The sequence below is a fragment of the Ramlibacter sp. genome (genome assembly GCF_036383835.1).
GTDB lineage: Bacteria > Pseudomonadota > Gammaproteobacteria > Burkholderiales > Burkholderiaceae_C > Ramlibacter.
Genome location: NZ_DASVNN010000008.1, coordinates 1 through 21,319, shown reverse-complemented (window position 1 = coordinate 21,319; position 21,319 = coordinate 1). Strand labels below are relative to the sequence as shown.

Annotated in this window: 18 protein-coding genes; 6 read left to right on the top strand and 12 right to left on the bottom strand. The window is 69.3% G+C overall.

All coding sequences use genetic code 11. From position 1 onward, the window contains the following. The first annotated feature begins 38 nt into the window (after positions 1-38). The 3 genes from rfaE1 to VF522_RS00990 all read left to right on the top strand — a co-directional run bounded on the left by rfaE1 (position 39) and on the right by VF522_RS00990 (position 2,645). A complete protein-coding gene (gene rfaE1 / locus VF522_RS01000; RefSeq protein WP_330906337.1) occupies positions 39-971 on the top strand; it encodes a D-glycero-beta-D-manno-heptose-7-phosphate kinase in 933 nt (310 codons plus the stop codon). Further along, positions 968-1,978, top strand: a complete 1,011-nt coding sequence (gene rfaD, locus VF522_RS00995) for an ADP-glyceromanno-heptose 6-epimerase (RefSeq protein WP_330906336.1) — start codon at positions 968-970, stop codon at positions 1,976-1,978. Before rfaE1 ends, rfaD begins: the two co-directional genes overlap by 4 nt. 160 nt (positions 1,979-2,138) lie before the next feature. Beyond that, complete coding sequence (locus tag VF522_RS00990; RefSeq protein ID WP_330906335.1) at positions 2,139-2,645, top strand: helix-hairpin-helix domain-containing protein; 507 nt, start codon at positions 2,139-2,141, stop codon at positions 2,643-2,645. A gap of 126 nt (positions 2,646-2,771) precedes the next feature. Here VF522_RS00990 and VF522_RS00985 read toward each other — a convergent pair whose 3' ends face one another. Then, entirely contained in the window at positions 2,772-6,482 is a 3,711-nt protein-coding gene (locus tag VF522_RS00985; RefSeq protein WP_330906334.1) for a hydantoinase B/oxoprolinase family protein, read from the bottom strand. Between the two features lie 109 nt (positions 6,483-6,591). Between VF522_RS00985 and VF522_RS00980 the strand changes: the two genes are divergently transcribed. From VF522_RS00980 to VF522_RS00970, 3 genes are read left to right on the top strand one after another with little or no spacing between them, the layout of a single operon-like run. After that, positions 6,592-7,560: a TRAP transporter substrate-binding protein gene (locus VF522_RS00980; RefSeq protein ID WP_330906333.1), complete on the top strand. Its 969-nt coding sequence runs from the start codon at positions 6,592-6,594 to the stop codon at positions 7,558-7,560. 13 nt (positions 7,561-7,573) lie between these two features. Next, positions 7,574-8,107: a TRAP transporter small permease gene (locus VF522_RS00975; RefSeq protein WP_330906332.1), complete on the top strand. Its 534-nt coding sequence runs from the start codon at positions 7,574-7,576 to the stop codon at positions 8,105-8,107. Further along, positions 8,107-9,417: a TRAP transporter large permease subunit gene (locus VF522_RS00970; RefSeq protein WP_330906331.1), complete on the top strand. Its 1,311-nt coding sequence runs from the start codon at positions 8,107-8,109 to the stop codon at positions 9,415-9,417. The genes VF522_RS00975 and VF522_RS00970 overlap by 1 nt, the downstream gene beginning before the upstream one ends. 1 nt (position 9,418) lies before the next feature. On the opposite strand, the gene VF522_RS00965 is transcribed toward VF522_RS00970, so the two are convergent. From VF522_RS00965 to VF522_RS00915, 11 genes are all read right to left on the bottom strand, one after another. Further along, on the bottom strand, positions 9,419-10,288 hold the full coding sequence (locus VF522_RS00965; protein WP_330906330.1) for an alpha/beta hydrolase: 870 nt from the start codon (positions 10,286-10,288) through the stop codon (positions 9,419-9,421). 180 nt (positions 10,289-10,468) lie between these two features. Beyond that, positions 10,469-11,536 (bottom strand): XdhC family protein, encoded by a 1,068-nt coding sequence (locus VF522_RS00960; RefSeq protein ID WP_330906329.1) that lies wholly within the window; start codon positions 11,534-11,536, stop codon positions 10,469-10,471. A 25-nt stretch (positions 11,537-11,561) separates the two neighbouring features. Next, a complete protein-coding gene (locus VF522_RS00955) occupies positions 11,562-13,718 on the bottom strand; it encodes a TonB-dependent receptor (protein ID WP_330906328.1) in 2,157 nt (718 codons plus the stop codon). Positions 13,719-13,801: 83 nt separating this feature from the next. Continuing rightward, complete coding sequence (locus VF522_RS00950; protein WP_330906327.1) at positions 13,802-14,614, bottom strand: ABC transporter permease; 813 nt, start codon at positions 14,612-14,614, stop codon at positions 13,802-13,804. Continuing rightward, on the bottom strand, positions 14,611-15,813 hold the full coding sequence (locus VF522_RS00945) for a branched-chain amino acid ABC transporter substrate-binding protein (RefSeq protein WP_330906326.1): 1,203 nt from the start codon (positions 15,811-15,813) through the stop codon (positions 14,611-14,613). Before VF522_RS00945 ends, VF522_RS00950 begins: the two co-directional genes overlap by 4 nt. After that, positions 15,806-16,819 carry a PQQ-dependent catabolism-associated beta-propeller protein gene (locus VF522_RS00940; RefSeq protein WP_414709410.1) on the bottom strand — a complete coding sequence of 338 codons (1,014 nt, stop codon included), beginning with the start codon at positions 16,817-16,819 and terminating at the stop codon, positions 15,806-15,808. Before VF522_RS00940 ends, VF522_RS00945 begins: the two co-directional genes overlap by 8 nt. Continuing rightward, positions 16,806-17,555, bottom strand: a complete 750-nt coding sequence (locus tag VF522_RS00935) for an ABC transporter ATP-binding protein (RefSeq protein ID WP_330906324.1) — start codon at positions 17,553-17,555, stop codon at positions 16,806-16,808. The genes VF522_RS00940 and VF522_RS00935 overlap by 14 nt, the downstream gene beginning before the upstream one ends. Beyond that, positions 17,552-18,547, bottom strand: a complete 996-nt coding sequence (locus tag VF522_RS00930; RefSeq protein ID WP_330906323.1) for a tripartite tricarboxylate transporter substrate binding protein — start codon at positions 18,545-18,547, stop codon at positions 17,552-17,554. The genes VF522_RS00935 and VF522_RS00930 overlap by 4 nt, the downstream gene beginning before the upstream one ends. A 10-nt stretch (positions 18,548-18,557) precedes the next feature. Continuing rightward, positions 18,558-19,154, bottom strand: coding sequence for a carbon monoxide dehydrogenase subunit G (locus VF522_RS00925; RefSeq protein ID WP_330906322.1), 597 nt, complete (start codon positions 19,152-19,154; stop codon positions 18,558-18,560). Positions 19,155-19,179: 25 nt separating this feature from the next. Beyond that, positions 19,180-20,361, bottom strand: coding sequence for a vWA domain-containing protein (locus VF522_RS00920; protein WP_330906321.1), 1,182 nt, complete (start codon positions 20,359-20,361; stop codon positions 19,180-19,182). A 4-nt stretch (positions 20,362-20,365) separates the two neighbouring features. After that, positions 20,366-21,268 carry an AAA family ATPase gene (locus tag VF522_RS00915; protein ID WP_414709409.1) on the bottom strand — a complete coding sequence of 301 codons (903 nt, stop codon included), beginning with the start codon at positions 21,266-21,268 and terminating at the stop codon, positions 20,366-20,368. Positions 21,269-21,319 lie beyond the last annotated feature (51 nt).

Genomic DNA, 21,319 nt, shown 5'->3' with positions numbered 1-21,319 from the left:
CGGATCCGCGGCGGCACGGAGAAAGACAGGAAGAACGCATGAGTACTCCATCCAAGCAACAACTCGCCAAGGCGCGCGTGCTGGTGGTCGGCGACGCGATGCTGGACCGCTACTGGCACGGCGCGGTGGAGCGCATCTCGCCCGAGGCGCCGGTTCCGGTCGTGAAGGTCTCGCGCGAGGAAGAGCGCATCGGCGCCGCCGCCAACGTGGCCTACAACGTCAGCACGCTCGGCGCGCAGGCCAGCTTCCTGGGCGTGGTCGGCGACGACGAGCCGGGCCACCGGCTCGAATCGCTGCTGCGGGAAACCGGCATCCGCGCGCACCTGAAGCGCGATGCGGGCCTGCGCACCACCGTCAAGCTGCGCGTCATCGGCCGCCAGCAGCAGCTGCTGCGCATGGACTTCGAGAACGAACCCGACCACGAAGTGCTCGCCATGCAGAGCGAGGCCTTCGGCGCGCTGCTGCCGCAGCAGGACGCGATCCTGTTCTCCGACTACGGCAAGGGCGGCCTGGCCCACATCCCCGCGATGATCGAGGCGGCGCGCAAGGCGAAGAAGCCCGTGCTGATCGACCCCAAGGGCTCCGACTACACGCGCTACCGCGGCGCCAGCGTGATCACGCCCAACCGCGCGGAACTGCAGGACGTCGTGGGCCGCTGGCACGGCGAGGACGACCTGAAGTCGCGCGCGCACAAGCTGCGGCAGGAACTCGGCCTCGACGCCCTGCTGGTCACGCGCAGCGAGGAAGGCATGACGCTGTTCGACGCGCAGGGCGAGCTGACCGTGAAGGCGCAGGCGCGCGAGGTGTTCGACGTCACCGGCGCCGGCGACACCGTGATCGCGACCCTGGCCACCATGGTGGCCGCGGGCCTGCCCGTGCGCGACGCCGTGCCGATCGCCAACCGCGCCGGCGGCATCGTGGTGGGCAAGTTCGGCACCGCCACCGTCTCTTACGAGGAACTGTTCCAATGACCCGCGTCGTCGTCACCGGAGCCGCCGGCTTCATCGGCAGCAACATCGTCAAGGGCCTCAACGCCCGCGGCATCGACAACATCGTCTGCGTCGACGACCTGACGCAGGGCGACAAGTTCCGCAACCTGGCCGACCTGAAGATCGACGACTACGTCGACGCCGACGAGTTCTACGGCATCTTCGCCGACGGCGGCTTCGGCAAGGTCGACGCCGTGTTCCACGAGGGCGCCTGCAGCGACACGATGGAGCAGGACGGCAAGTACATGATGGACAACAACTACGGCTTGTCCTGCGGCCTGTTCGAAGCCTGCCAGCAGCGCGGCACGCGGCTGCTGTACGCGTCCTCCGCCGCGGTCTACGGCGGCTCCGACAGCTTCCGCGAGGCGCCGGAATTCGAGCGCCCGCTGAACGTCTACGGCTACAGCAAGCTGCTGTTCGACCAGCGCCTGCGGCGCGAACTGGGCAAGGACTTCCAGAAGGGCACGACCGGCAAGTTCCGCCAGACCGTGGGCTTCCGCTACTTCAACGTCTACGGCCCGCGCGAGCAGCACAAGGGCCGCATGGCCAGCGTCGCCTTCCACCAGTTCAACCAGTTCCGCGAACAGGGCAAGGTCAAGCTGTTCGGCGAGTACGGCGGCTATGGCGCCGGCGAGCAGTCGCGCGACTTCGTGTTCGTCGACGACGTGGTGGCGGTGAACCTGTGGTTCTTCGACCATCCGGAGAAGTCCGGCGTGTACAACCTGGGCACCGGCCGCGCGCAGCCGTTCAACGACGTCGCGGTCGCCGTGATCAACACCCTCCAGGGCGGCGGCGTGCCGGACGCCAGGGCCGCGGTGGACCAGGGCCTGCTGGAATACGTGCCCTTCCCCGATGCGCTGCGCGGCAAGTACCAGTGCTACACGCAGGCCGACCTCACCGCGCTGCGCGAAGCCGGCTGCGACCACCGGTTCGCCGATGTGGCGACCGGCGTGGCGAAGTACATGCAGGAGCTCTCGGCGCGGGTCTGATTGTCATTGCGGGCTCGACCCGTAATCCATGGATCCCGGGTCGAGCCCGGGATGACATCCCTGGGGGCTAGGGTTCTCCCGCGTCAACTTTGGGCCGCGTTGCCCCGTTGTGGACAGGCGCGGCCCGCCGGGCCGGCTCCATCCCTGTCGAGGAAAACCCATGCTGAAGAAGATCCTGGCCATCCTGGCCATGCTGTACGCTGCGGCGGCTTTCGCCGCCGTCGACGTGAACACCGCCAAGGCGGCCGAGCTGGACGGCGTCAAGGGCATCGGCCCCGTGATGTCCAAGCGCATCCTGGACGAGCGCAAGAAGGGCAAGTTCAAGAGCTGGGAAGACCTGATCGCCCGCGTGAAGGGCCTGGGCGACAACAGCGCCGCCAAGCTGTCGGCCGAAGGCCTGACGGTCGATGGCACCGAATTCAAGGCGACCGCCGCCAAGAAGGAAGAGAAGAAGGACGCGAAGGCGGACGCCAAGGCCGACAAGAAGGAAGCCAAGGCCGAAGCGAAGAAGGACGCCAAGGAAGCCAAGGCCGAGGCCAAGGACGCCAAGAAGGAGGCGAAGGAAGCCAAGGCCGAAGCCAAGGATGCGAAGAAGGACGCCAAGGAAGCCAAGGCCGAAGCGAAGACCGCGACGGCCGCGAAGCCGGCGGCCAGCGCGAAGAAGTGACGTCTCCCCCGCGCAGGCGGGGGCCCAGAGCGTTGAAAGAAAGCGCCGCACCCGCGGCGCTTTTCCTTTTGGAAGCCCTGGATCCCCGCCTCCGCGGGGATGACGGTCAGTGCGCGGGCATGACGATCAACTGCCGAACCCCCCGCCCCCCGGCGTGTGCACCTCGAACACATCCCCCGGCTTCATCTCCGCCGAGCCGATGTGCGCGAGTTCCTCCACCCGCCCGTCGCTGCGCACCACGCGGTTGACACCCACCTGTCCCGGCTGTCCCCCCGCCATGCCGAACGCCGGGAACTTGCGCCCGTTCGACAGGATGCTGGCCGTCATGTCCTCCAGGAAACGCACGCGGCGGATGCCGCCATTGCCGCCCTTCCAGCGGCCGGCCCCGCCCGAGCCGTCCCGGATCTCGTAGCTTTCCAGCCGCACCGGGAAGCGGAACTCCAGCACCTCCGGATCGGTCAGGCGCGAATTGGTCATGTGCGTCTGCACGACGCTGGTGCCGTCGAAGCCGCCGCACAACCTGCCCTGCTCGTCGTACAGCCCGCCGGCACCGCTGCCGCCCGAGATCGTCTCGTAGTACTGGTAGCGGGCGTTGCCGAAGGTGAAGTTGTTCATCGTGCACTGGCCCGCCGCCATCACGCCCAGTGCGCCATACAGCGCGTTCGTCACGCAGGTCGACGTCTCCACGTTGCCCGCCACCACCGATGCCGGCGGGTCCGGGTTCAGCATGCAGCCTTCCGGCACGATCACCTTCAGCGGCTTCAGGCAGCCGGCGTTGAGCGGGATCTCGTCGTTCACCAGCGTGCGGAACACGTACAGCACCGCCGCCATGCACACCGCCCTGGGCGCGTTGAAGTTGTTCTGCTGCTGCGGCGAGGTGCCGGTGAAGTCGATCTCGGCGCTGCGCGACGCCGCGTCGACGCGAATCGCCACCTGGACCTGCGCGCCGTTGTCGAGCGGCAGGGTGAAGCGCCCGTCCTTCAGGCGGGTGATCACGCGCCGCACCGACTCCTCCGCGTTGTCCTGCACGTGCCGCATGTAGGCCTGCACGACGTCCAGCCCGAACTGCTCGACCATCTTGCGCAGTTCCTGCACGCCCTTCTCGTTGGCGGCGATCTGCGCCTTGAGGTCGCCCATGTTCTGCTCGGGATTGCGCGAGGGATGCTTCGCGCCCTTCAGCAGGGCGACCATTTCCGCCTCCCGCAGCACGCCGCGGTCGACCAGCTTGAAGTTGTCGATCTCGACGCCCTCTTCCTCGATATGCGTCGAGAAGGGCGGCATCGAACCCGGCGTGATGCCGCCGACGTCGGCATGGTGTCCGCGGGAGCCGACGTAGAACAAGGGACGCAGGCCCTCACCCCCGCCCTCTCCCGCAAGCGGGAGAGGGAGTCCTGCATTGCCCCCTCTCCCGCTTGCGGGAGAGGGTTGGGGTGAGGGCTGCAGATAGACCGGCGTAATCACCGTGATGTCCGGCAGGTGCGTTCCGCCGTGGTACGGGTCGTTCAGCACGTACACGTCGCCGGGCGCCATCGTCGCGCGGTTCTCGCGGACCACGGTCTTGATGCTCTCGCCCATGCTGCCCAGGTGCACGGGCATGTGCGGCGCGTTGGCGATCAGGTTGCCTTCGGCGTCGAACAGCGCGCACGAGAAGTCCAGCCGCTCCTTGATGTTCACCGAGTAGGCGGTGTTCTGCAGCTGCAGGCCCATCTGCTCGGCGATGTTCATGAACAGGTTGTTGAACACCTCCAGCAGCACCGGATCGACCTGCGTGCCCGCGGCGAACCTCACCGCGCGCGGCACCTTGCGATCGAGCACGATGTGGTCCAGGTCCGTGATGCGCGCTTCCCAGCCGGGCTCGACCACGGTGGTGGCGTTCTTCTCCGCGATGATCGCCGGCCCGGGGATCACGTCGCCGGGCCGCAGGTCCTCGCGCACGGCCAGCGCCGCTTCCTGCCACTGCCCGCCCGAATACATGCGCACCGTCTCGCGCCGCGGCAACTCGCGCGGAGCCTGCACTGCATGACGCGGTTCGGCGGGTGCATCCCCGGCCACGATCGCTTCCACCGACACCGCTTCCACGATCATCGGCTTGCCGGGCATGAGGAAGGAGAAGCGCTGGCGATACGCGGCCTCGAAGCCGGCGACGATCTCCTGCTGCGTGCCGAACGGCACCACCAGCGCGGAGTCGCTGCCCTGGTAGCGCACGTGCACGCGCCGGTGCACCTGCACCGCATGGCCGCCCACCTGCTGGCGCTGCAGCTCCGATCGCGCCGCCGCCGCGAGCGCGTCGAGCAACTGCTGCACCTGGGGCAATTGCCCGGGCGACAGCAGTGCCTCGACCGCCTGCTCCCTGATCACGTTTTGGTCCGCCAGCCCCATGCCGTAGGCGGACAGCACGCCCGCCAGCGGATGGATGAAGACGCGCGACATGCCCAGCGCATCCGCCACCAGGCAGGCATGCTGCCCGCCCGCGCCGCCGAAGCACTGCAGCGTGTAGCGGGTGACGTCGTAGCCGCGCGCCACCGAAATCTTCTTGATCGCGTTGGCCATCTGCTGCACGGCGATCGCGATGAATCCCTCGGCCACGTCTTCCGCGCTGCGGCCCGTGCGCCGCGCAAGCTCGCCGAACTGGCCGGTCACCGCCTCGACGCTCAGCGCCTCGTCGGCCCGCGGCCCGAACACCCGGGGGAAGTACTTCGGCTGGATCTTGCCGACCATCACGTTGGCGTCGGTCACCGCCAGCGGTCCGCCGCGCCGGTAGCTCGCCGGCCCGGGATTCGCGCCGGCGCTCTCGGGACCCACGCGGAAACGCGCGCCGTCGAACTCCAGGATCGAGCCGCCGCCCGCCGCCACCGTGTGGATGCTCATCATCGGCGCGCGCATGCGCACGCCCGCCACCTGCGTCTCGAACTCGCGCTCGAACTCGCCGGCGAAGTGCGACACGTCGGTCGACGTGCCGCCCATGTCGAAGCCGATCACCTTCTGGTGCCCCGCGAGCTGCGCGGTGCGCGCCATGCCCACGATGCCGCCCGCCGGCCCGGAGAGGATCGCGTCCTTGCCCTGGAAGGCATGCGCGTCGGCGAGCCCGCCGGAGGACTGCATGAAGAACAGCTTCACGCCCGGCATCTCCGCCGCGACCTGCTCGACGTAGCGCCGCAGGATCGGCGACAGGTAGGCATCGACGACCGTGGTGTCGCCGCGGCTCACCAGCTTCATCATCGGGCTGGTCTCGTGCGAGGTGCTGACCTGCGTGAACCCCGCCTCGCGCGCGAGGTCCCGCGCCCGCGCCTCGTGCGCGGTGAAACGATAGCCGTGCAGGAACACGATGGCGACGCTGCGCAGCCCGCGGCCGTGCGCGGCCTGCAGTTCGCGCCGCAGATGCTGCTCGTCGAGCGCCAGCAGCACCTCGCCCTGCGCGCCCACGCGCTCTTCGGCTTCGATCACTTCGCGGTACAGCAGCTCGGGCAGCTGGATGTGGCGATCGAACAGGCGCGGCCGGTTCTGGTAGGCGATCCGCAAGGCGTCACGGAAACCGCGCGTGGTGACCAGCAGCGTGGGTTCGCCCTTGCGCTCCAGCAGCGCGTTGGTGGCGACCGTCGTCCCCATCTTCACGCAGTCGACGCGCTCCGGCGTGATCGGCTCGCCCGCCTTCAATCCCAGCAGGTGTCGGATGCCCGCCACCGCGGCGTCGCGATACTGCTCGGGGTTCTCCGACAGCAGCTTGTGCGTCACCAGCGTGCCGTCGGGACGGCGGCCCACCACGTCGGTGAACGTACCGCCGCGGTCGATCCAGAACTGCCAGCGTTGTGACGGGGGACTCGGAGTTTGCTGTGCCATGGCGAGTCAATGTAGCTTCTTAACGCACCCCCGGGGAAAGCCCGGTGGAGCTGGCCTCGTCGTTGAACGTATGCTGGCCGCCATCCCTGCATTCTCCCCCGGAGCGACCATGCACTACCGCCTCGCCCTGCCCGTCCTGGCTGCCTGCTTCGCCGGCGGCGCCTTCGCCCAGACCAAGTGGGACCTGCCGGCCGCCTATCCGGCCGGCAACTTCCACACCGAGAACCTGCAGGCCTTCGCCAACGACGTGGAGAAGGCGTCCGGCGGCAAGCTGAAGATCCAGGTGCACGCCAATGCTTCCCTCTTCAAGGCCAACGAGATCAAGCGCGCGGTGCAGAGCGGCCAGGCCGCCATCGGCGAACTGCTGCTGGCGAACTTCGAGAACGAGAACCCGATCTACGGCGCGGACGGCATCCCCTTCCTGGCCAGCAGCTACCCCGAGGCGAAGAAGCTGGCCGCCGCGCAAAAACCGGTGCTCGATCGCCTGCTGGCCGCACAGGGCATGAAGCTGCTCTACACCGTGGCCTGGCCGCCGCAGGGCATCTACACGAACAAGGAGCTCACCTCGGTGGCCGACATGCGGGGTCTCAAGTGGCGCGCGTACAGCCCCGCGACGGCGAAGATCGCCGAGCTGGTCGGCGCGCAACCGGTCACCATCCAGGCCGCCGAACTGCCGCAGGCGCTGGCCACCGGCGTGGTCAACAGCTACATGAGCTCGGGGTCCACCGGCTACGACTCCAAGACCTACGAGAGCATCAAGTACTGGTACGACACGCAGGCCTGGCTGCCCAAGAACGCCATCATCGTGAACCAGAAGGCCTTCGACGCCCTCGACAAGCCCACGCAGGCAGCCGTGCTCAAAGCCGCGGCCGACGCCGAAAAGCGCGGCTGGGCGCTCTCGGAAGAAAAGAACGAGTGGTACAAGAAGGCGCTGACGGACAAGGGCATGAAGATCATGAAGCCCTCGACCAAGCTGGTGGCCGACATGAAGCAGGTCGGCACCATCATGCTGGCCGACTGGCAGAAGAAGGCCGGCGCCGACGGCACGGCGGTGATCGACGCCTTCCAGAAGAAGTAGCAGGCAACGCGCCTTGCGCCGCTTCCTGGATCGCCTCTACCTTGCATCGGGCGCCATCGGCGCCCTTTTCGTCCTCTGCATTTTCCTGCTGATGATCGGGCAGACGGTGCTGCGGCAGTTCGGCGTCGCCACCGGTGCGGTGAACGACGTCGTGGCCTGGTCCTGCGCCGCCGCCTCCTTCTTCGCGATGGCGCACGCCTTCAAGCACGGCGACTTCGTGCGCGTCACGCTGCTGCTGGAGCAGCTGTCGCCGCGTCCGCGCCACTGGCTGGAGATGGCCTGCCTCGCGATCGGCGCGCTGTGCGTCGGCTACCTCACCTGGTGGGCGATCAGGTTCACCTACGAGAGCTGGGCCTTCAAGGAGGTCGCGCAAGGCCTGCTGCCGATCCCGATCTGGATTCCGCAGGCGAGCTTCGCGATCGGATCGGTGCTCCTGTTCGTGGCCGTCGTCGACGAACTGGTGCGCGTGCTCCGCGGCCGGAAGCCGTCGTACGTGGAAGCCGTCGAGGAACGGCACGCGCGCGGCGACTACTCCTCGGACGTCTGATGGACACGCTCGTCGTCGGCGGACTGCTGCTGCTGGCGCTCATGCTGCTGCTCTCGGGCGGCGTGTGGATCGCGATGACGCTCGCGATCTGCGGCTGGATCGGCCAGGCGTTCTTCACCAACACCTCGCCGGGCGCCAACCTGTTCTCCTCCTTCTGGGAATCGAACGCATCCTGGGAGCTCGCCGCCCTGCCCCTGTTCATCTGGATGGGCGAGATCCTGTTCCGCAGCCGCCTGAGCGAGGACATGTTCGAAGGCCTGCGGCCCTGGCTCAATCGCGTGCCGGGCCGCCTGATGCACACCACCATCCTCGGTTGCGGCATCTTCGGCTCGGTGTCGGGTTCCTCGGCCGCCACCTGCGCGACGATCTCGAAGGTGGCCTTGCCCGAGCTCCTCAAGCGCGGCTACAGCGAGCAGCTGGCGCTCGGCTCGCTCGCCACCGCCGGCACGCTGGGCATCCTGATCCCGCCTTCGATCACGATGGTGGTGTACGCCGTGGCCGCCGACGCTTCCATCATCCGCATCTTCCTCGCCGGTTTCCTGCCCGGCCTGCTGCTGATGGTGCTGTTCTCCGGCTACATCGTCTGGTGGAGCCTGCGCAACCCGGATCAGGTGCCGGCCGCCGACCCGCCGACCACCTTCGCCGAGAAGATCCGCCGCTCCGGCAACCTCATCCCCTGCACGCTGCTGATCCTCTTCATCGTGTGGGTGCTGATCGCGGGCTGGGCCACGGCCACCGAATGCGCGGCCTACGGCGTGCTCGGGGCGCTGGTGATGGCAGGGTGGAGCAAGTCGCTGACCTGGGCCTCCTTCTGGGAGGGGCTCATGGGCGCGACGCGCAGCAGCTGCATGATCATGTTCATCCTGGCCGGCGCCGCCTTCCTCACCAAGACGATGGCCTTCACGGGCATCCCGCGCGTGCTGGCCGAGTGGGTGACGGCGCAGCAGTTCTCGCCCTACGCGCTGATCGCGATGCTGACGGTGATCTACCTGGTGCTGGGCACCGCGCTCGACGGCATCAGCATGATCGTGCTGACCAGCGCGGTGGTGCTGCCCATGATCCAGAAGGCCGGCTTCGACCTGATCTGGTTCGGCATCTTCATCGTGCTGCTGGTGGAGATCGCGGAAGTGACGCCGCCGGTGGGCTTCAACCTGTTCGTGCTGCAGAACATGACGGGGAAAGACAGTACGGTCATCGCGCGCGCGGCCATTCCCTTCTTCGCCTGCCTGGTCGTGTGCATCGTGCTCGTGACCCTGTTCCCGCAGATCGTGACGATCGTGCCGGACCTCGTGATGGGCAAGGAGAAGTAGCTCAGGCGGCTTCGCTGCGCTGCAGTTCCGCGGCGAGCGCGGCGATCGCATCGGCGATCCGGCACGCGCCGGCCCCGGCATCGCCTTCCACCGCGAGCAGGTGGTCCATGCCTTCCACCAGCAACAGCCGCGCATCGGGACGCGCTTCGTGCAGCAGCCGCGCGTGGCTCGGCGGCACCTGCCCGTCGGCGGCGCCATGGACGACGAGCACCGGCACAGGCAGATCCGCGAGGACCTCGGCCGGATCGAAGCGGAACCAGGAGACCAGGTAAGGCTGCACCGAAGGCCGGAACAGCAGCGTCAGCGCTTCGGGTGGATCCTCGACCAACTGCTCGGCCGCAAGGGCGTCCAGCGTGGCCAGCGCGGGGACTTCCAGCACTTCGGGAAGCTTGCCCTGCAGCTGTGTGCGCAGCAGGTCCGAAGCACGCTGGCCGGCACCGGAGATCGACACCACGGCCGCCGCCTGCGCCTCGCGTGCGGCCAGCGCCGCGATCAGGCCGCCTTCGCTGTGACCGGCGAGCAGCAGCGAGGTGAAGCGCGCGTCGTCACGCAACGGCGCCGCCAGCGCCAGCGCGTCGTCGACCATGTGCCGGAAGCGCAACTCGTCCTCGCGCAGGCCGGGATGCTCGCTGGCACCGACGCCGCGCTTGTCGTAACGCAGCGAGGCCAGTCCCTCGGCGGCCAGCGCCTGCGCCAGTCGCTTCATGAAACCGTCCGCGCCGGGCACCAGCGCGCTGTTGCCGTCGCGGTCGGTCGGGCCGGAGCCGGAGATCAGCAGTACGACGGGCCAGGGATCGCGCGTCTCCGGCAGGGCCAGCGTGCCGCTCAGCTTGCCGCCGGCCGTGATGATCTCGAAAGGCTCTTCGCGCATGTGTCGACGACTCTAGCAAGCGGAGGGCACCATCCCCGTCGGACGGCGCCGCCCGCGGGGCGAGGCCGAATCGGCGGGGAACAGGGCGCTCGTTGCGTCGTAGCGGTGTAGGGTGGGCAAGCTCTGCTTGCCCACCGTCGTCGTGCCGCGCATGGTGGGCAAGCAAGCTTGCCCACCCTACTACCTCTTGGCAGCCACGCCGCAGACCAACGTCCCCGGTTCGTTCGCCTGCATCGCCCGCAGGTTCTTCGCCTGCGCCACTTCCATGTCGCGCGGCAGCACCACGCCGTTCTTCACCGCCAGAACTTCCGCCATGATGCTCACCGCGATCTCCGCCGGCGTCTTGCTGCCGATGAAGACGCCGATCGGACCGCGCAGGCGCTGCAGGTCGGCGGCGGTGAGGCCGAAGTGCTCGATCATGCGCTGGTGGCGCGCCTCGTTGTTGCGGCGGCTGCCGATCGCGCCGACGTAGAAGGACTCCGTCTTCAGCGCTTCCAGCAGCGCGAGGTCGTCGAGTTTCGGATCGTGCGTCAGCGCGATCACGCAGCTGCGGCGATCCGGCCGGAAGGCGAGCACGACGTCGTCGGGCATGTCGCTCACCACGGCCGCCCCCGGCACGCTCCACGTGCCCCGGTATTCCTCGCGCGGATCGCACACCGTCACGGCGAAGCCGCTGAACAGCGCCATCGTCGCGAGGTATTCGGTGAGCTGGCCCGCGCCGATCAGCAGCATGCGGTATTCGGGCCCGAAGGTGTTCGCCAGCAGCTCGGGCGACAGCGTCAATTCCTGCGGCGACTCGGCTTCCGCGAGTGCGACCTCGCCGTCCGACAGGCGCACGGTGCGCCGCATCAGCCGGCCCGACTCCAGCGCGCGCACCAGTGCATCGAGCGCCTCCGCATCGGGGTCGTATTCCAGCAGCAGTTCCAGCGTGCCGCCGCAAGGCAGGCCGAAGCGGTGCGCTTCATCGGCCGTCACGCCGTATTTCACGAAGGACGGCGGGCCCGAGGGGATCTGGTGGCCCGGTTCCTTGCCGGAGTAGGCCTGCGTGTGGCGGTAGATCAGGTCGTCCTCGATGCAGCCGCCGGACACCGAACCGACGACCGCGCCGTCTTCCGCCAGCGCCATGATCGAGCCGATCGGCCGCGGCGACGAACCCCAGGTACGCACCACGGTCGCGAGCAGCGCGCGCTTGCCCGCCTGGCGCCAGTCGCGCAGGGTGCGCAGCACCATCACGTCCAGGTTTTCCATGCGTCCTCGTCCTTCGTGCGCGATTTCAGAAAGCGTAGGCGGCGCTCACGCCGACCAGCCAGGTGCGTCCGGGGGCCGGCTCGAAGAAGCGCTGGTTGCCCTCGTTGACGATCACCGAGCCTACATAGTTCCGGTCCGCCAGGTTGTCCACCCGCACGAATTCCCGGAAGGTCCAGTGGTCGCGCTTCTGCAGCAGCGCCACGCGCAAGTTGAACAGCGTGGCCGGGGGAGCGTAGTCGGTGTTGCGGTCGTCCACCGGGATGCGACCGACGTGCCTCATCTCCAGCGCGGTCTCCAGGCCCCAGGGACGGTGGCGCCAGGCCACTTCCGCATAGGCCGTGAAGCGCGGGATCCCCGGGATCCGGTTGCCCGCACGCACCGGAACCGCAGGGTTGGCGGCTGTGGGGCAAGGAGCGCCGGGACAGGTGCGGAAGGCCGAGCGATAGGTCGCATCCAGGTAGGTGAGCGCCGCGTACGTCGACCAGGATTCGGCGAACCGGCCTTCCAGCGCCGTCTCGAGGCCGCGCCGGCGCGAATTGCCGATGTTCTGGAAGGTGCTGCGGCCGCCGCTGTTGGTGAGCACGGCGATCTCGTCGGAGGTGTTGGCCTGGAACACCGCGGCATTCACGCGCCAGTCGCGCGCCGGTTCCGCCTTCACCCCCAGCTCGTATTGCCGGCTCTTCGCAGGCCGGAGGTTGAAATTGAGGCCCGGCGCATTGCCCGGCCGGTACGACAGCTCGTTGAAGGTCGGCGTCTCGAAGCCCTTGCCGGCAGAGGCATAGAGGTTCAGGCGATCGTTCAAGTGCCACACCGCACCGAGGATCGGCGTGGTCGCCGAATAGCGTGCCGAGCCGCTGTCGTCGCCGTTGCCCGCGGCGATGAAGCGGTCGCGCGAATCGAACTTCACGACGGAATGGCGCACACCCGCGGTGAGGCTGAAGCGCTCGCTGTCCCACACGCCCTGCGCGTACTGGTCGAAGCTGCGCACGCGGTTGTTCTCGTCGCGGCGCAGCGCGCCGAGCACGCCCTGCGCGGTCGGCGCCGCGGGCGAACCGAGGAAGTTGCGGAAGCCCTTGCGGTCCTCCTTCAGTTCGTCGGCCGTGACACCGGCGGTGAAGGTGAGCGGATGGCCGAAGGCCCGCGTCTTCGCGGTCCACTGCGCGTCGATGCCCTGGTAGTCGCGCTCCAGAGAGATCACGCCGCCCGGATGCGTCGCCGGCGCCTGCGTGCCCGTCGGGATCGCCTGGAACTGCTCCGTGCCGCGGTTGCCGCGCCAGGCGGTGACCTTGGCGGAATGCACTTCGTTGATGCGCTGCTCCAGAATCAGCCCGCCCTGCACCTGGTCCACCGACTTGCGCGTATTGAAGGCCAGCGCCGCCGGACTCGCCTGCCGCGGATTGGCCTGCCATTCCGCACGCGTCAGCCCCAGCGGATCCTGCACGTCGGGCATGTCGACCGCGTTGAGCACGAAGGTGAGCCGCGTGTGGTTCGACGCCTTGAACTTCACCTTGCCGATGAAGCCCCGCCGGTCGGCCGCGCTGTGGTCGCGGAAGCCGTCGGTGTGGAAGTTGGTCGCGCTCAGGTTCCAGTTCCAGGCGCCCTCCTCGCCGCTGAAGCGCACGTTCTGCCGCCGCACGCCGTCGCTGCCGAAGGCCGCGCCCGCTTCCACCACCTTCTGCGGCCCGCCGTCGGCGGTGAACAGGCTGATCACGCCGCCGGAGGAATTGCCGTAAAGCGCCGAGAAGGGGCCGCGCAGCACTTCCAGCCGGTCGCCGGAAGCCAGGTCGAAGTGCGAGACCTGGCCCTGACCGTCCGGTGCCGTGGCGGGGATGCCGTCGGTGAACAGGCGGATGCCGCGCACGCCGAAGGTGGAACGTGCGCCGAAGCCGCGCACCGAGATCTGCAGGTCCTGCGCGTAGTTCTGGCGGTTGAAGGCGACCACCCCCGGCACCCGCACCAGCGGCTCGGACAGGTTCACCTGGAGTTGCGCGTTGCGCAGCTGCTCGCCCTGGATCACGTCGACGGAAGCCGGCGTGTCGAAGGCGTCCTGCGCAACGCCGGGCGTGGGCGTCACCACGACCGGACGCAGGATGCGCTCGGGTTCGGCGGGCGCGGGCTGCGGCGTCTGCGCCGACGCTTGCACGGCGGCGATCGCCGCGGCGGCCAGCACGGACCGTTTCATTCTTTTCCCCCTCATCGCCCCTGCCGGGGCTGCGATCCCTAGCCTACCGCGATCGGCGCCGGACGACAGCGGGGAAACGCCCCTCATGGCGGGCCGCCCTGCGGCCGGCGGGCGGCGCCGCGCTGCGGGTCGTAGCCCCATAGCGCCAGCGCGAAAAAGGCGATCGCGCAGCCGGCCACCACCGCCAGACTCTCGCCCAGCGCGCGGCCGTACAGCGCGAAGCGCATCGCCTCCACGGCATGCGTGAACGGGTTGAAGCGCGCGATGGCGTGCACGATCCAGGCGCCCGACTCCTGCAGCTTCCACAACGGGTACAGCGCGGTGCTGAGGAAGAACATCGGGAAGATCACGAAGTTCATCGTGCCGGCGAAGTTCTCCAGCTGCTTGACGTACACCGACAGCACCAGGCCCAGCGCGCCGAGCATGACCGCCGCGAGCAGGAACACCGGCAGCGCCGCCGGCAGGTGGCGCCAGTCGAGGTCGATCCGGAACAGGAAGGCCGCCAGCAGGAAAGCCAGCATCTGCAGCAGCGACAGGGTCGCACCGCCCGCCAGCTTGCACAGGAGGATCCACCAGCGGGGCAAGGGGGCGGTGAGCAGCAGCCGCATCACGCCCATCTCGCGGTCGTAGACCATCGCGAGCGAACTCTGCATGCCGTTGAAGAGCGCCACCATGCCCAGCAGGCCGGGCACCAGGTACACGCTGTACGGGATGTAGGTCTCGTAGGGTTCGACGATCGCCATGCCGAACACGTTCTGGAAGCCGGCGGCGAACACCAGCAGCCAGAGCAGCGGCCGCACCAGCGCGGACATCAGCCGCCCGGGCTGGCGCGAGAAGCTGTGCAGCTCGCGCCCGGCAACGGCACGCAGCGCCCGCAGCGCGTGGGCCGGCCTCATGGGATGCGGCAGCCCGATTCGGGCGCGTCGTAGCCGAGCGTGTCCAGCACCGAGCGCGGATGCAGGAAGCCCTCGATCGGCGCCATGTCGGCGATGCCGCCGCCATGGGCGAGCAGCAGCGGCTGGCGCAGTTGCCCGTCCCAGGCGCGGTAGCTGAGGCGCTGGCCCTTGTAGCCGTCGACCGCGATGGCCCCCTGGCGCAGCGCCTGCAGCTGCTGCGCGACGGTCGACTTGTTGAAGGCGCCGGCGACTTCGGCGGCACTGCGTGCGGCCATCCAGGTCGCCCAGTCGTAGCTGCCCATGGGCCGCTGCGTCCGGCGCAGGAAGCGGCGCGAGAGCTGCGGCGCGCCGTAGCGCTCGTGGAACGGACTCCAGGCCTGCGCGACCAGGCCATTGCTTCCGAGCACCGGGCGGGGCAGCACGGTGCGGTAGGGCACCTCGCGCGCGAACTCGCCCTGCGCGTCGAGGACCACCACGGCGTCGTAGTCGCGATCGGACGTGAGCAGCCGCACGTTGCCGAGATCGCGCTCGCGCGGATCGTTCGAGAGCCGGAAAGCCTTCTCCGCGACCGGCCGCACGCCGAAGCGCTTCGCGCTGCGTTGCCAGGCCGAGATCAGCAGGCGGTCGGCCGGCGTCGGGCCGGTCAGCACCAGCGGGCGGATCCACTTGCGCGCAACCAGCAGCTGCGCGATGGCGTCCATCTGCATCGCGTGGCTGGGCAAGGTGTGCAGCAGGTGCGGAGCGCATTGCGCGGCGCGCAGGGCGTCCTCCGGCGCGGCGGCATTGAACAGGATCACGTCCTGGCCCGCGGCGGCCGCGGTGGCGGCGGCCACGCCGGCAGCCGGCAACTCCAGGATCACATGGCGCACGCCTTTGAGCACCAGCTGCTGCAGGGCTGCGGGGACGCCCGCCGCATCCGGCGCTTCGGACGTGAGCAGCCGCGTCGACGTCCAGCTCGCCATCTGCAGCTTGATCAGGCTGTCGTTCAGCGCGATCTGCGCGGCCGGCGCGGAACGCCCGGCCGGCGCGTCCGGAAAACCTTGCTGCAGGGCCTGCGCGTCGTAGCGCGCATCGTCGGCCTGCGACAGCAGGCCGAGCGAGAAGATGCGTTGCTGCGCGCGCACCGGCAGGGCCGCGGCCGCACCCGCCAGCAGCAGGGCACGGCGCCGCACGGAGGGGCTGAACGAGGCCTCAGTCATCGACCACCACGGAATGCGGGACCCGTCCGACCTTCAGGGTCTTCGTCGGCTTCAGGGTGGTGGTGTCCACGATCGTCAGGTCGTCGGACAGGCCATTGGTGACGTACAGGCGCTTGCCGTCGCGCGAAAGTCCCAGTCCCCACGCGCGGCGGCCCGCCAGCACGTAGGCCTTCACCTGTCGCGAGGCGACGTCGACGGCCGCCACGTGGTTGGCGCGGCCGAGCGCCACGAAGGCCGTCTTGCCGTCGGGCGCCAGGGCCATGCCGACCGGCGTGACGTCCTCCGGCCGCATGCCGGGCGGCCGCAGCGGGATCGTGGCCTGCACGGTGTGGTCGCCGGTGCGGATGATGCTCACGCTGCCTTCCAGCTCGTTGCTCACCCACAGCTCGCCGCCGGCGAGCAGGAAGCGGCGCGGCCGCTTGCCCACCGGGATGTTGTGCACGATCCTGCGACTGGCGACGTCGATCGCGTGCACCAGGCTTTCGACCTCCGAAGTCACGTACACCAGCTTGCCGTCGGCGCCGACCTTCACGCCTTCCGGTTCGCCGCCCACCTTCACCTCGAAGACCTTCTTGCGGCTCGCGAGGTCGAAGGCGGTGAGCGTCGAGTCCTCCTCGTTGGACACATAGAGCATGCGGCCGTCGGGGCTGAGGTCGAACATCTCCGGGTCTTCGCCGACGTCGAGGCGAGCGGCAACCTTCTTCGCGGCGATGTCCCAGACGAGGACGCGATGGTCGTCGCTGCAGGCCACCAGCAGCTGCCGGCGGTCGGGACTGAGCTGCATGTGGCGCGGGCGCTTGCACAGCGGCTGCGAGCCGGTCACTTCGCCCTTGGCCGCGTCGAGGATGGCCATGGCATTTTCCTTTTCGGATGAGACGAAGACCTGGCCGGTGTCCTTGGCCTTCGCCTCGGTGTGCAACGAAGTTGCCCACCCTACTAGGAGCCACGCGAGCACCGTAGGGTGGGCAAGCTTGCTTGCCCACCGTGCCATCTCAAACCACCGCATTCTTCGCTCCTCCGGTGATCCGCAGGAAAGCCCCCTGCAGGCCCTGCTCCCCCTGCGCTTCGCACAGGCTGGCAGGCGTGCCGTCGAACAGCACCTTGCCCTTGTGCAGCACCACCACGCGCTGCGCATGCTCCGCTTCGTCGACCAGGTGCGTCGCCCACAACACGCCCAGTCCCCGTTCCTCGCGCGAGCGCAGCACCTCCTGCAGCAGCTGTGCACGCGAAGCCGGATCGAGTCCCACCGTCGCTTCGTCCATCAGCAGGACCTTGGGCTCGTGCAGCAGCGCCCGCAGCAGTTCCACCTTGCGCCGGTTGCCACCCGACAACTCGCGCGCCAGCTGGCCTGCGGACCCGGCCAAGCCGAAGCGCTCCAGCAGCGCCTCGATGCGCGGCCGCGACACCGCCGCCGGCAGGCCGTGCAGGTCGGCGTGGAAGCGCAGGCTCGCGCGCACCGTGAGGTTCAGGTCCAGCGCCGGCTGCTGGAACACCACGCCCAGCCGCGACAGCGCCCGCACCGGGTCCCGCCGCATGTCCGCGCCCAGCACTTCCACCGTGCCGCTGTCGGCCACGAACAGGCCGGTGAGCAGCTGGAACAGCGTGGTCTTGCCCGCGCCATTGGGGCCGAGCAGCGCCACCATCTCGCCGGCCTGCACCTGCAGCGACACGGCGTCGAGCGCCTGCGTGCGTCCGTAGCGCTTGGACACGTCGCGGCAGGCGAGGACGCTTCCGTCGCTCATTCGGCGCGCGGCGCGACGATACCGATGCGCGCGAGCAGCTGCCGCTCGCGCGCGGTGACGTCGTGCACATAGCGGCCGTAGGCCGCGGTGTCGAGGTATTCGGGTTCCTGGTCGTAGCGCGCCAGTTCCCGCAGGTGCAGCGGATCGAACATCGCCGCCTTGAAGGCGTCGTGCAGCTTGCGCACGATGGCCGCCTCCGTTCCCGCCGGCACGCCGATGCCGTAGGGCGAGGTGTAGACGGCCTCGGGATAGCCCAGCTCGCGCATGGTGGGGACCTGCGGCCAGCGCTGGCTGCGCTGCGCGCTGAAGATCGCCAGCAGCCGGAGCCTGCCGTTCTCCACATAGGGCGCGAAGCCGGTGGAATTGACGCCCACCATCAGCGTCCGGCTCGCGACTGCCAGCATCTGGTCGGCGGTTCCCTTGTACGGCACGTGGATGTAGTGCACGCCTTCGCGCGAGAGCACGTCCTCCATCGCGAGATGCGCCGTGCTGCCGACGCCGGTCGAGCCGACCGTGAGCTTGCCGGGGTTCTCGCGGCCCCACGCGAGCAGGTCGGCGAAGCTGCGGAAGCCGCTATCCGCCGGCACCACGATGCCGAAGGTGACGCCGGAGATCTGGATGACCGGCGTGATGTCGCGCAGCGGATCCCAGGGGACCTTGCGCTGCAGCGGCGCCCGATACAGGGTGAGCGGCAGCTGGGCGATCGTGTAGCCGTCCGGGGCGGCCAGGCGCAGCGCCGGACCGACCATCGTGCCCGCCGCGCCGGGCCGGTTCTCCACGATGACGGGCTGTCCGAGCTGCCGCGCGGCGAGTTCCGCCAGGATGCGCATGGTGATGTCGGTCTGGCCGCCCGCCGGCCAGGGCACGATCAGCACGATGGGCCGCGCTGGATAGCTCGCGCCCTGCGCCAGCGCGAACGCCGGCAGCGCGACCAGGCCCGCCGACGCGCCGATCACCGCGCGGCGGGTCCAGGTCGGGCGTGACGGGTCCATGGCTCGTTCTTCAGCGCACCAGCAGCAGCAGCGCGACGACCACCACCGCGGCGAACACGCCCCACGCCCACCAGGGCATGTGCTTGCCGGTGTGCTCCTTCAGCGGATTGGCCGCGGACGGCGGCGGCAGCGCCGCCTCCGCGGCATAGGCCTGCGGGTGCCGGCGCTGCATCTCGTCGTCGAAGCGCTTGAAGAAGTCCTCCGCCATCGACTTCGCCACGCCGTCCACCAGCCGCTGCCCGACCTGCGCGATCTTGCCGCCCACCTGCGCCTGCGCCGTGTAGCCCAGCTCGCAGCCGCTGCCTTCCACCGGCGGCGAGAGGTTCACGCGCGCGTTGCCCTTGCCGAAGCCGGCCGCGCCACCCTGTCCCTCGAAATGCAGCGTGTAGCTGTTGGGCGGCTGCACGTCCATCAGCAGGATCTTGCCGGCGAAGCGCGCCGACACGGGGCCGATCTTCACGGCCATGCCGATGGCGTACTGGTTCTCCGCGGTGGCCTCGACCTTGTCGCAACCCGGGATGCACGTCTTGAGCACCTCCGGGTCGTTGAGCGCGTCCCAGGCCTGTTGTTGGGTGACCGCGAGGTGGCGGCTGCCTTGCATTTCCATGGTTCTTGTCTTCCGTTTTTTCGTTCTATCTGTCGAGCAGTTCGGCCAGGCTGGAGGCCAGGTCCTGCAGCCTGGCCAGGTTGTGCACGGCCAGCATGGCATGGGCGTGCCGGTGCAGCACTGCCGCGCCGCGCGCCAGCGGAGCATAGCCCTCGAAGCGCAACAGCGGGTTGAGCCACAGCAGCCTGCGACAGCGGTGCGTCAGCCAGTCGAGTTCGCGGGCGAGGTCCTCCGGCTCGCCGGTGTCGAGTCCGTCGCTGATGATGAGCACGAGCGTGCGGCGGCCCACCAGCCGGCGCGCATGCCGCTGGCGCAGGGTCGCGAGCGATTCGCCCAGGCGCGTGCCGCCGGCGAAGTCGTCGATGGCCGCGCTCGCCGCGGCGAGCATCGCGTCGGTGTCGGCAATGCGGAACGCGGGCGTGAGGTCGGTGAGGTGGGTGCCGAAGGCGAACACGTCGCGGCGGCGGTGCGCGCGCGTCGCCGCATGCAGGAAGGCGAGCAGCAGGCGGGCGTAGCGCTCCATCGAGCCGGACACGTCCACCAGCACCAGCACGGGCAGGGGCTCGCGCCTGCGCTGCATGCGCTCGAGCACCATCAGCTCGCCGCCGGTGTGCGCGGCGTGCCGCAGCGAGCGCGCCCAGTGCAACTGCGCGCCGCGCCCGCCGGGTCGCATGCGGCGCATCTCCACTTCGGGCACCGGCAGCGCGATGTCGCGCGCGAGCCGCTCGACCAGGTGGAATTCGCTGGACGAGAGCGCGTTGAAGTCGGCATGCTTCAGGCGCGCGAGGTCGCTCGCCGTCATCGCGGCGTCGAACTCCACGTCCTTGCCGGGCCGGGGTGGCGCGTCGCCGAAGGTCTTGCGCGGCGCCAGCGCCTCGCTCACGCGAGGCCTGCGCTTCGAAGGCGGCGCCTTGCCTTCGGCGGAGGGCAGCATCTGCGCAAGAAGCTTGTGCGCGACCTCGGGATCGCGGAAGAACGCATCGAACAGCTCGCGGAAGACCTCGCGCTCCTGCTCGCGGTTCACCAGCACCGCTTCCATCGCCGCGCCGAAATCGCCCTTGTCGACCACGCCCACGAGTTGCGCCGCCTCCTGCGCCAGCGCGATGCGCGCGCTGTCCACCCGCAGTCCGGCACGGCGCAGCGCGCGGCCGAAGCCGGCGATGTTGTCGGCGAGTTTTCCGGAGCGGACATCACCGAGGACGCTCATGTTCTCAGGCCGGTTCGGCTTCGGGTTTCAGCAGCTCGGTGGCCAGCTCCCGCGTGAGCGCGTTGACGTCGTCGCGCTGCTTGAACAGGATGCCGGCGGTGTCGGTCACCACTTCCGGATCGAGCGCCAGCGTGTCGAGCGCGACCAGGGCCTTGGCCCACTCCACGCTCTCGGCGATGCCGGGCGCGCGCTGGAAGGCGTTGGCGAAGGGCTGGCTGCGCAGCTTGCCGACGAAGGCGGCAACCTGGCGCGAGAGCGCGTCACTCGCCTCCGGGACGCGGGCGCGCACGATGGCCAGCTCGCGTTCGCGCCCGGGGTAGTCGAGCCAGTGATAAAGGCAGCGGCGCTTCACTGCGTCATTCAGTTCCCGCGTGCGGTTGCTGGTGAGGATCGTCACCGGCGTGGCGCGCGCCCGAATGGTGCCGATCTCGGGGATGCTCACCTGGTACTCGCCCAGGTATTCCAGCAGGAAGGCTTCGAAGGGTTCGTCGGCGCGGTCCACCTCGTCGATCAGCAGCACCGCGCCGGGCTCGGGCGCCTGCAAGGCCTGCAGCAGCGGCCGGCGGATCAGGTAGCGGTCCTGGTAGACCTCGCGCTCGATCTGGTCCGCGCTCTCCTTGCCTTCGGCGGCGCGCATGTGCAGCAGCTGCGCGGCGTAATTCCACTCGTACAGCGCCTCGCGCAGCTCCAGGCCGTCGTAGCACTGCAGCCGCAGCAGCGCGCGCTGCAGCGCCACCGCCAGCGCCTTGGCCAGTTCCGTCTTGCCGACACCGGGTTCGCCTTCCAGCAGCAGCGGACGCTGCAGCTTCAGGGCGAGGAAGACGGCAGTGGCGAGCCGGCGCTCGGCGAAGTAGCCGGCGGACTGGAGGGCCTGTTGCAGGGCGTCGATGGAAGTCATGGCGTGCATTTTCTCCCTCCCCCTTTGGGGGAGGGTTGGGGTGGGGGCACTGAGAGCCGA

What these genes read in the sequence shown, in the direction of transcription:
- rfaE1 (WP_330906337.1), top strand. Translation starts at nt 39, where the DNA reads ATGAGTACTCCATCCAAGCAACAACTCGCCAAGGCGCGCGTGCTGGTG.
- VF522_RS00915 (WP_414709409.1), bottom strand. Translation starts at nt 21,268, where the DNA reads ATGCACGCCATGACTTCCATCGACGCCCTGCAACAGGCCCTCCAGTCC.
- VF522_RS00935 (WP_330906324.1), bottom strand. Translation starts at nt 17,555, where the DNA reads ATGAGCGACGGAAGCGTCCTCGCCTGCCGCGACGTGTCCAAGCGCTAC.
- VF522_RS00965 (WP_330906330.1), bottom strand. Translation starts at nt 10,288, where the DNA reads ATGCGCGAAGAGCCTTTCGAGATCATCACGGCCGGCGGCAAGCTGAGC.
- VF522_RS00940 (WP_414709410.1), bottom strand. Translation starts at nt 16,819, where the DNA reads ATGCGGTGGTTTGAGATGGCACGGTGGGCAAGCAAGCTTGCCCACCCT.
- VF522_RS00970 (WP_330906331.1), top strand. Translation starts at nt 8,107, where the DNA reads ATGGACACGCTCGTCGTCGGCGGACTGCTGCTGCTGGCGCTCATGCTG.
- rfaD (WP_330906336.1), top strand. Translation starts at nt 968, where the DNA reads ATGACCCGCGTCGTCGTCACCGGAGCCGCCGGCTTCATCGGCAGCAAC.
- VF522_RS00960 (WP_330906329.1), bottom strand. Translation starts at nt 11,536, where the DNA reads ATGGAAAACCTGGACGTGATGGTGCTGCGCACCCTGCGCGACTGGCGC.
- VF522_RS00955 (WP_330906328.1), bottom strand. Translation starts at nt 13,718, where the DNA reads ATGAAACGGTCCGTGCTGGCCGCCGCGGCGATCGCCGCCGTGCAAGCG.
- VF522_RS00985 (WP_330906334.1), bottom strand. Translation starts at nt 6,482, where the DNA reads ATGGCACAGCAAACTCCGAGTCCCCCGTCACAACGCTGGCAGTTCTGG.
- VF522_RS00930 (WP_330906323.1), bottom strand. Translation starts at nt 18,547, where the DNA reads ATGGACCCGTCACGCCCGACCTGGACCCGCCGCGCGGTGATCGGCGCG.
- VF522_RS00925 (WP_330906322.1), bottom strand. Translation starts at nt 19,154, where the DNA reads ATGGAAATGCAAGGCAGCCGCCACCTCGCGGTCACCCAACAACAGGCC.
- VF522_RS00920 (WP_330906321.1), bottom strand. Translation starts at nt 20,361, where the DNA reads ATGAGCGTCCTCGGTGATGTCCGCTCCGGAAAACTCGCCGACAACATC.
- VF522_RS00945 (WP_330906326.1), bottom strand. Translation starts at nt 15,813, where the DNA reads ATGACTGAGGCCTCGTTCAGCCCCTCCGTGCGGCGCCGTGCCCTGCTG.
- VF522_RS00950 (WP_330906327.1), bottom strand. Translation starts at nt 14,614, where the DNA reads ATGAGGCCGGCCCACGCGCTGCGGGCGCTGCGTGCCGTTGCCGGGCGC.
- VF522_RS00980 (WP_330906333.1), top strand. Translation starts at nt 6,592, where the DNA reads ATGCACTACCGCCTCGCCCTGCCCGTCCTGGCTGCCTGCTTCGCCGGC.
- VF522_RS00990 (WP_330906335.1), top strand. Translation starts at nt 2,139, where the DNA reads ATGCTGAAGAAGATCCTGGCCATCCTGGCCATGCTGTACGCTGCGGCG.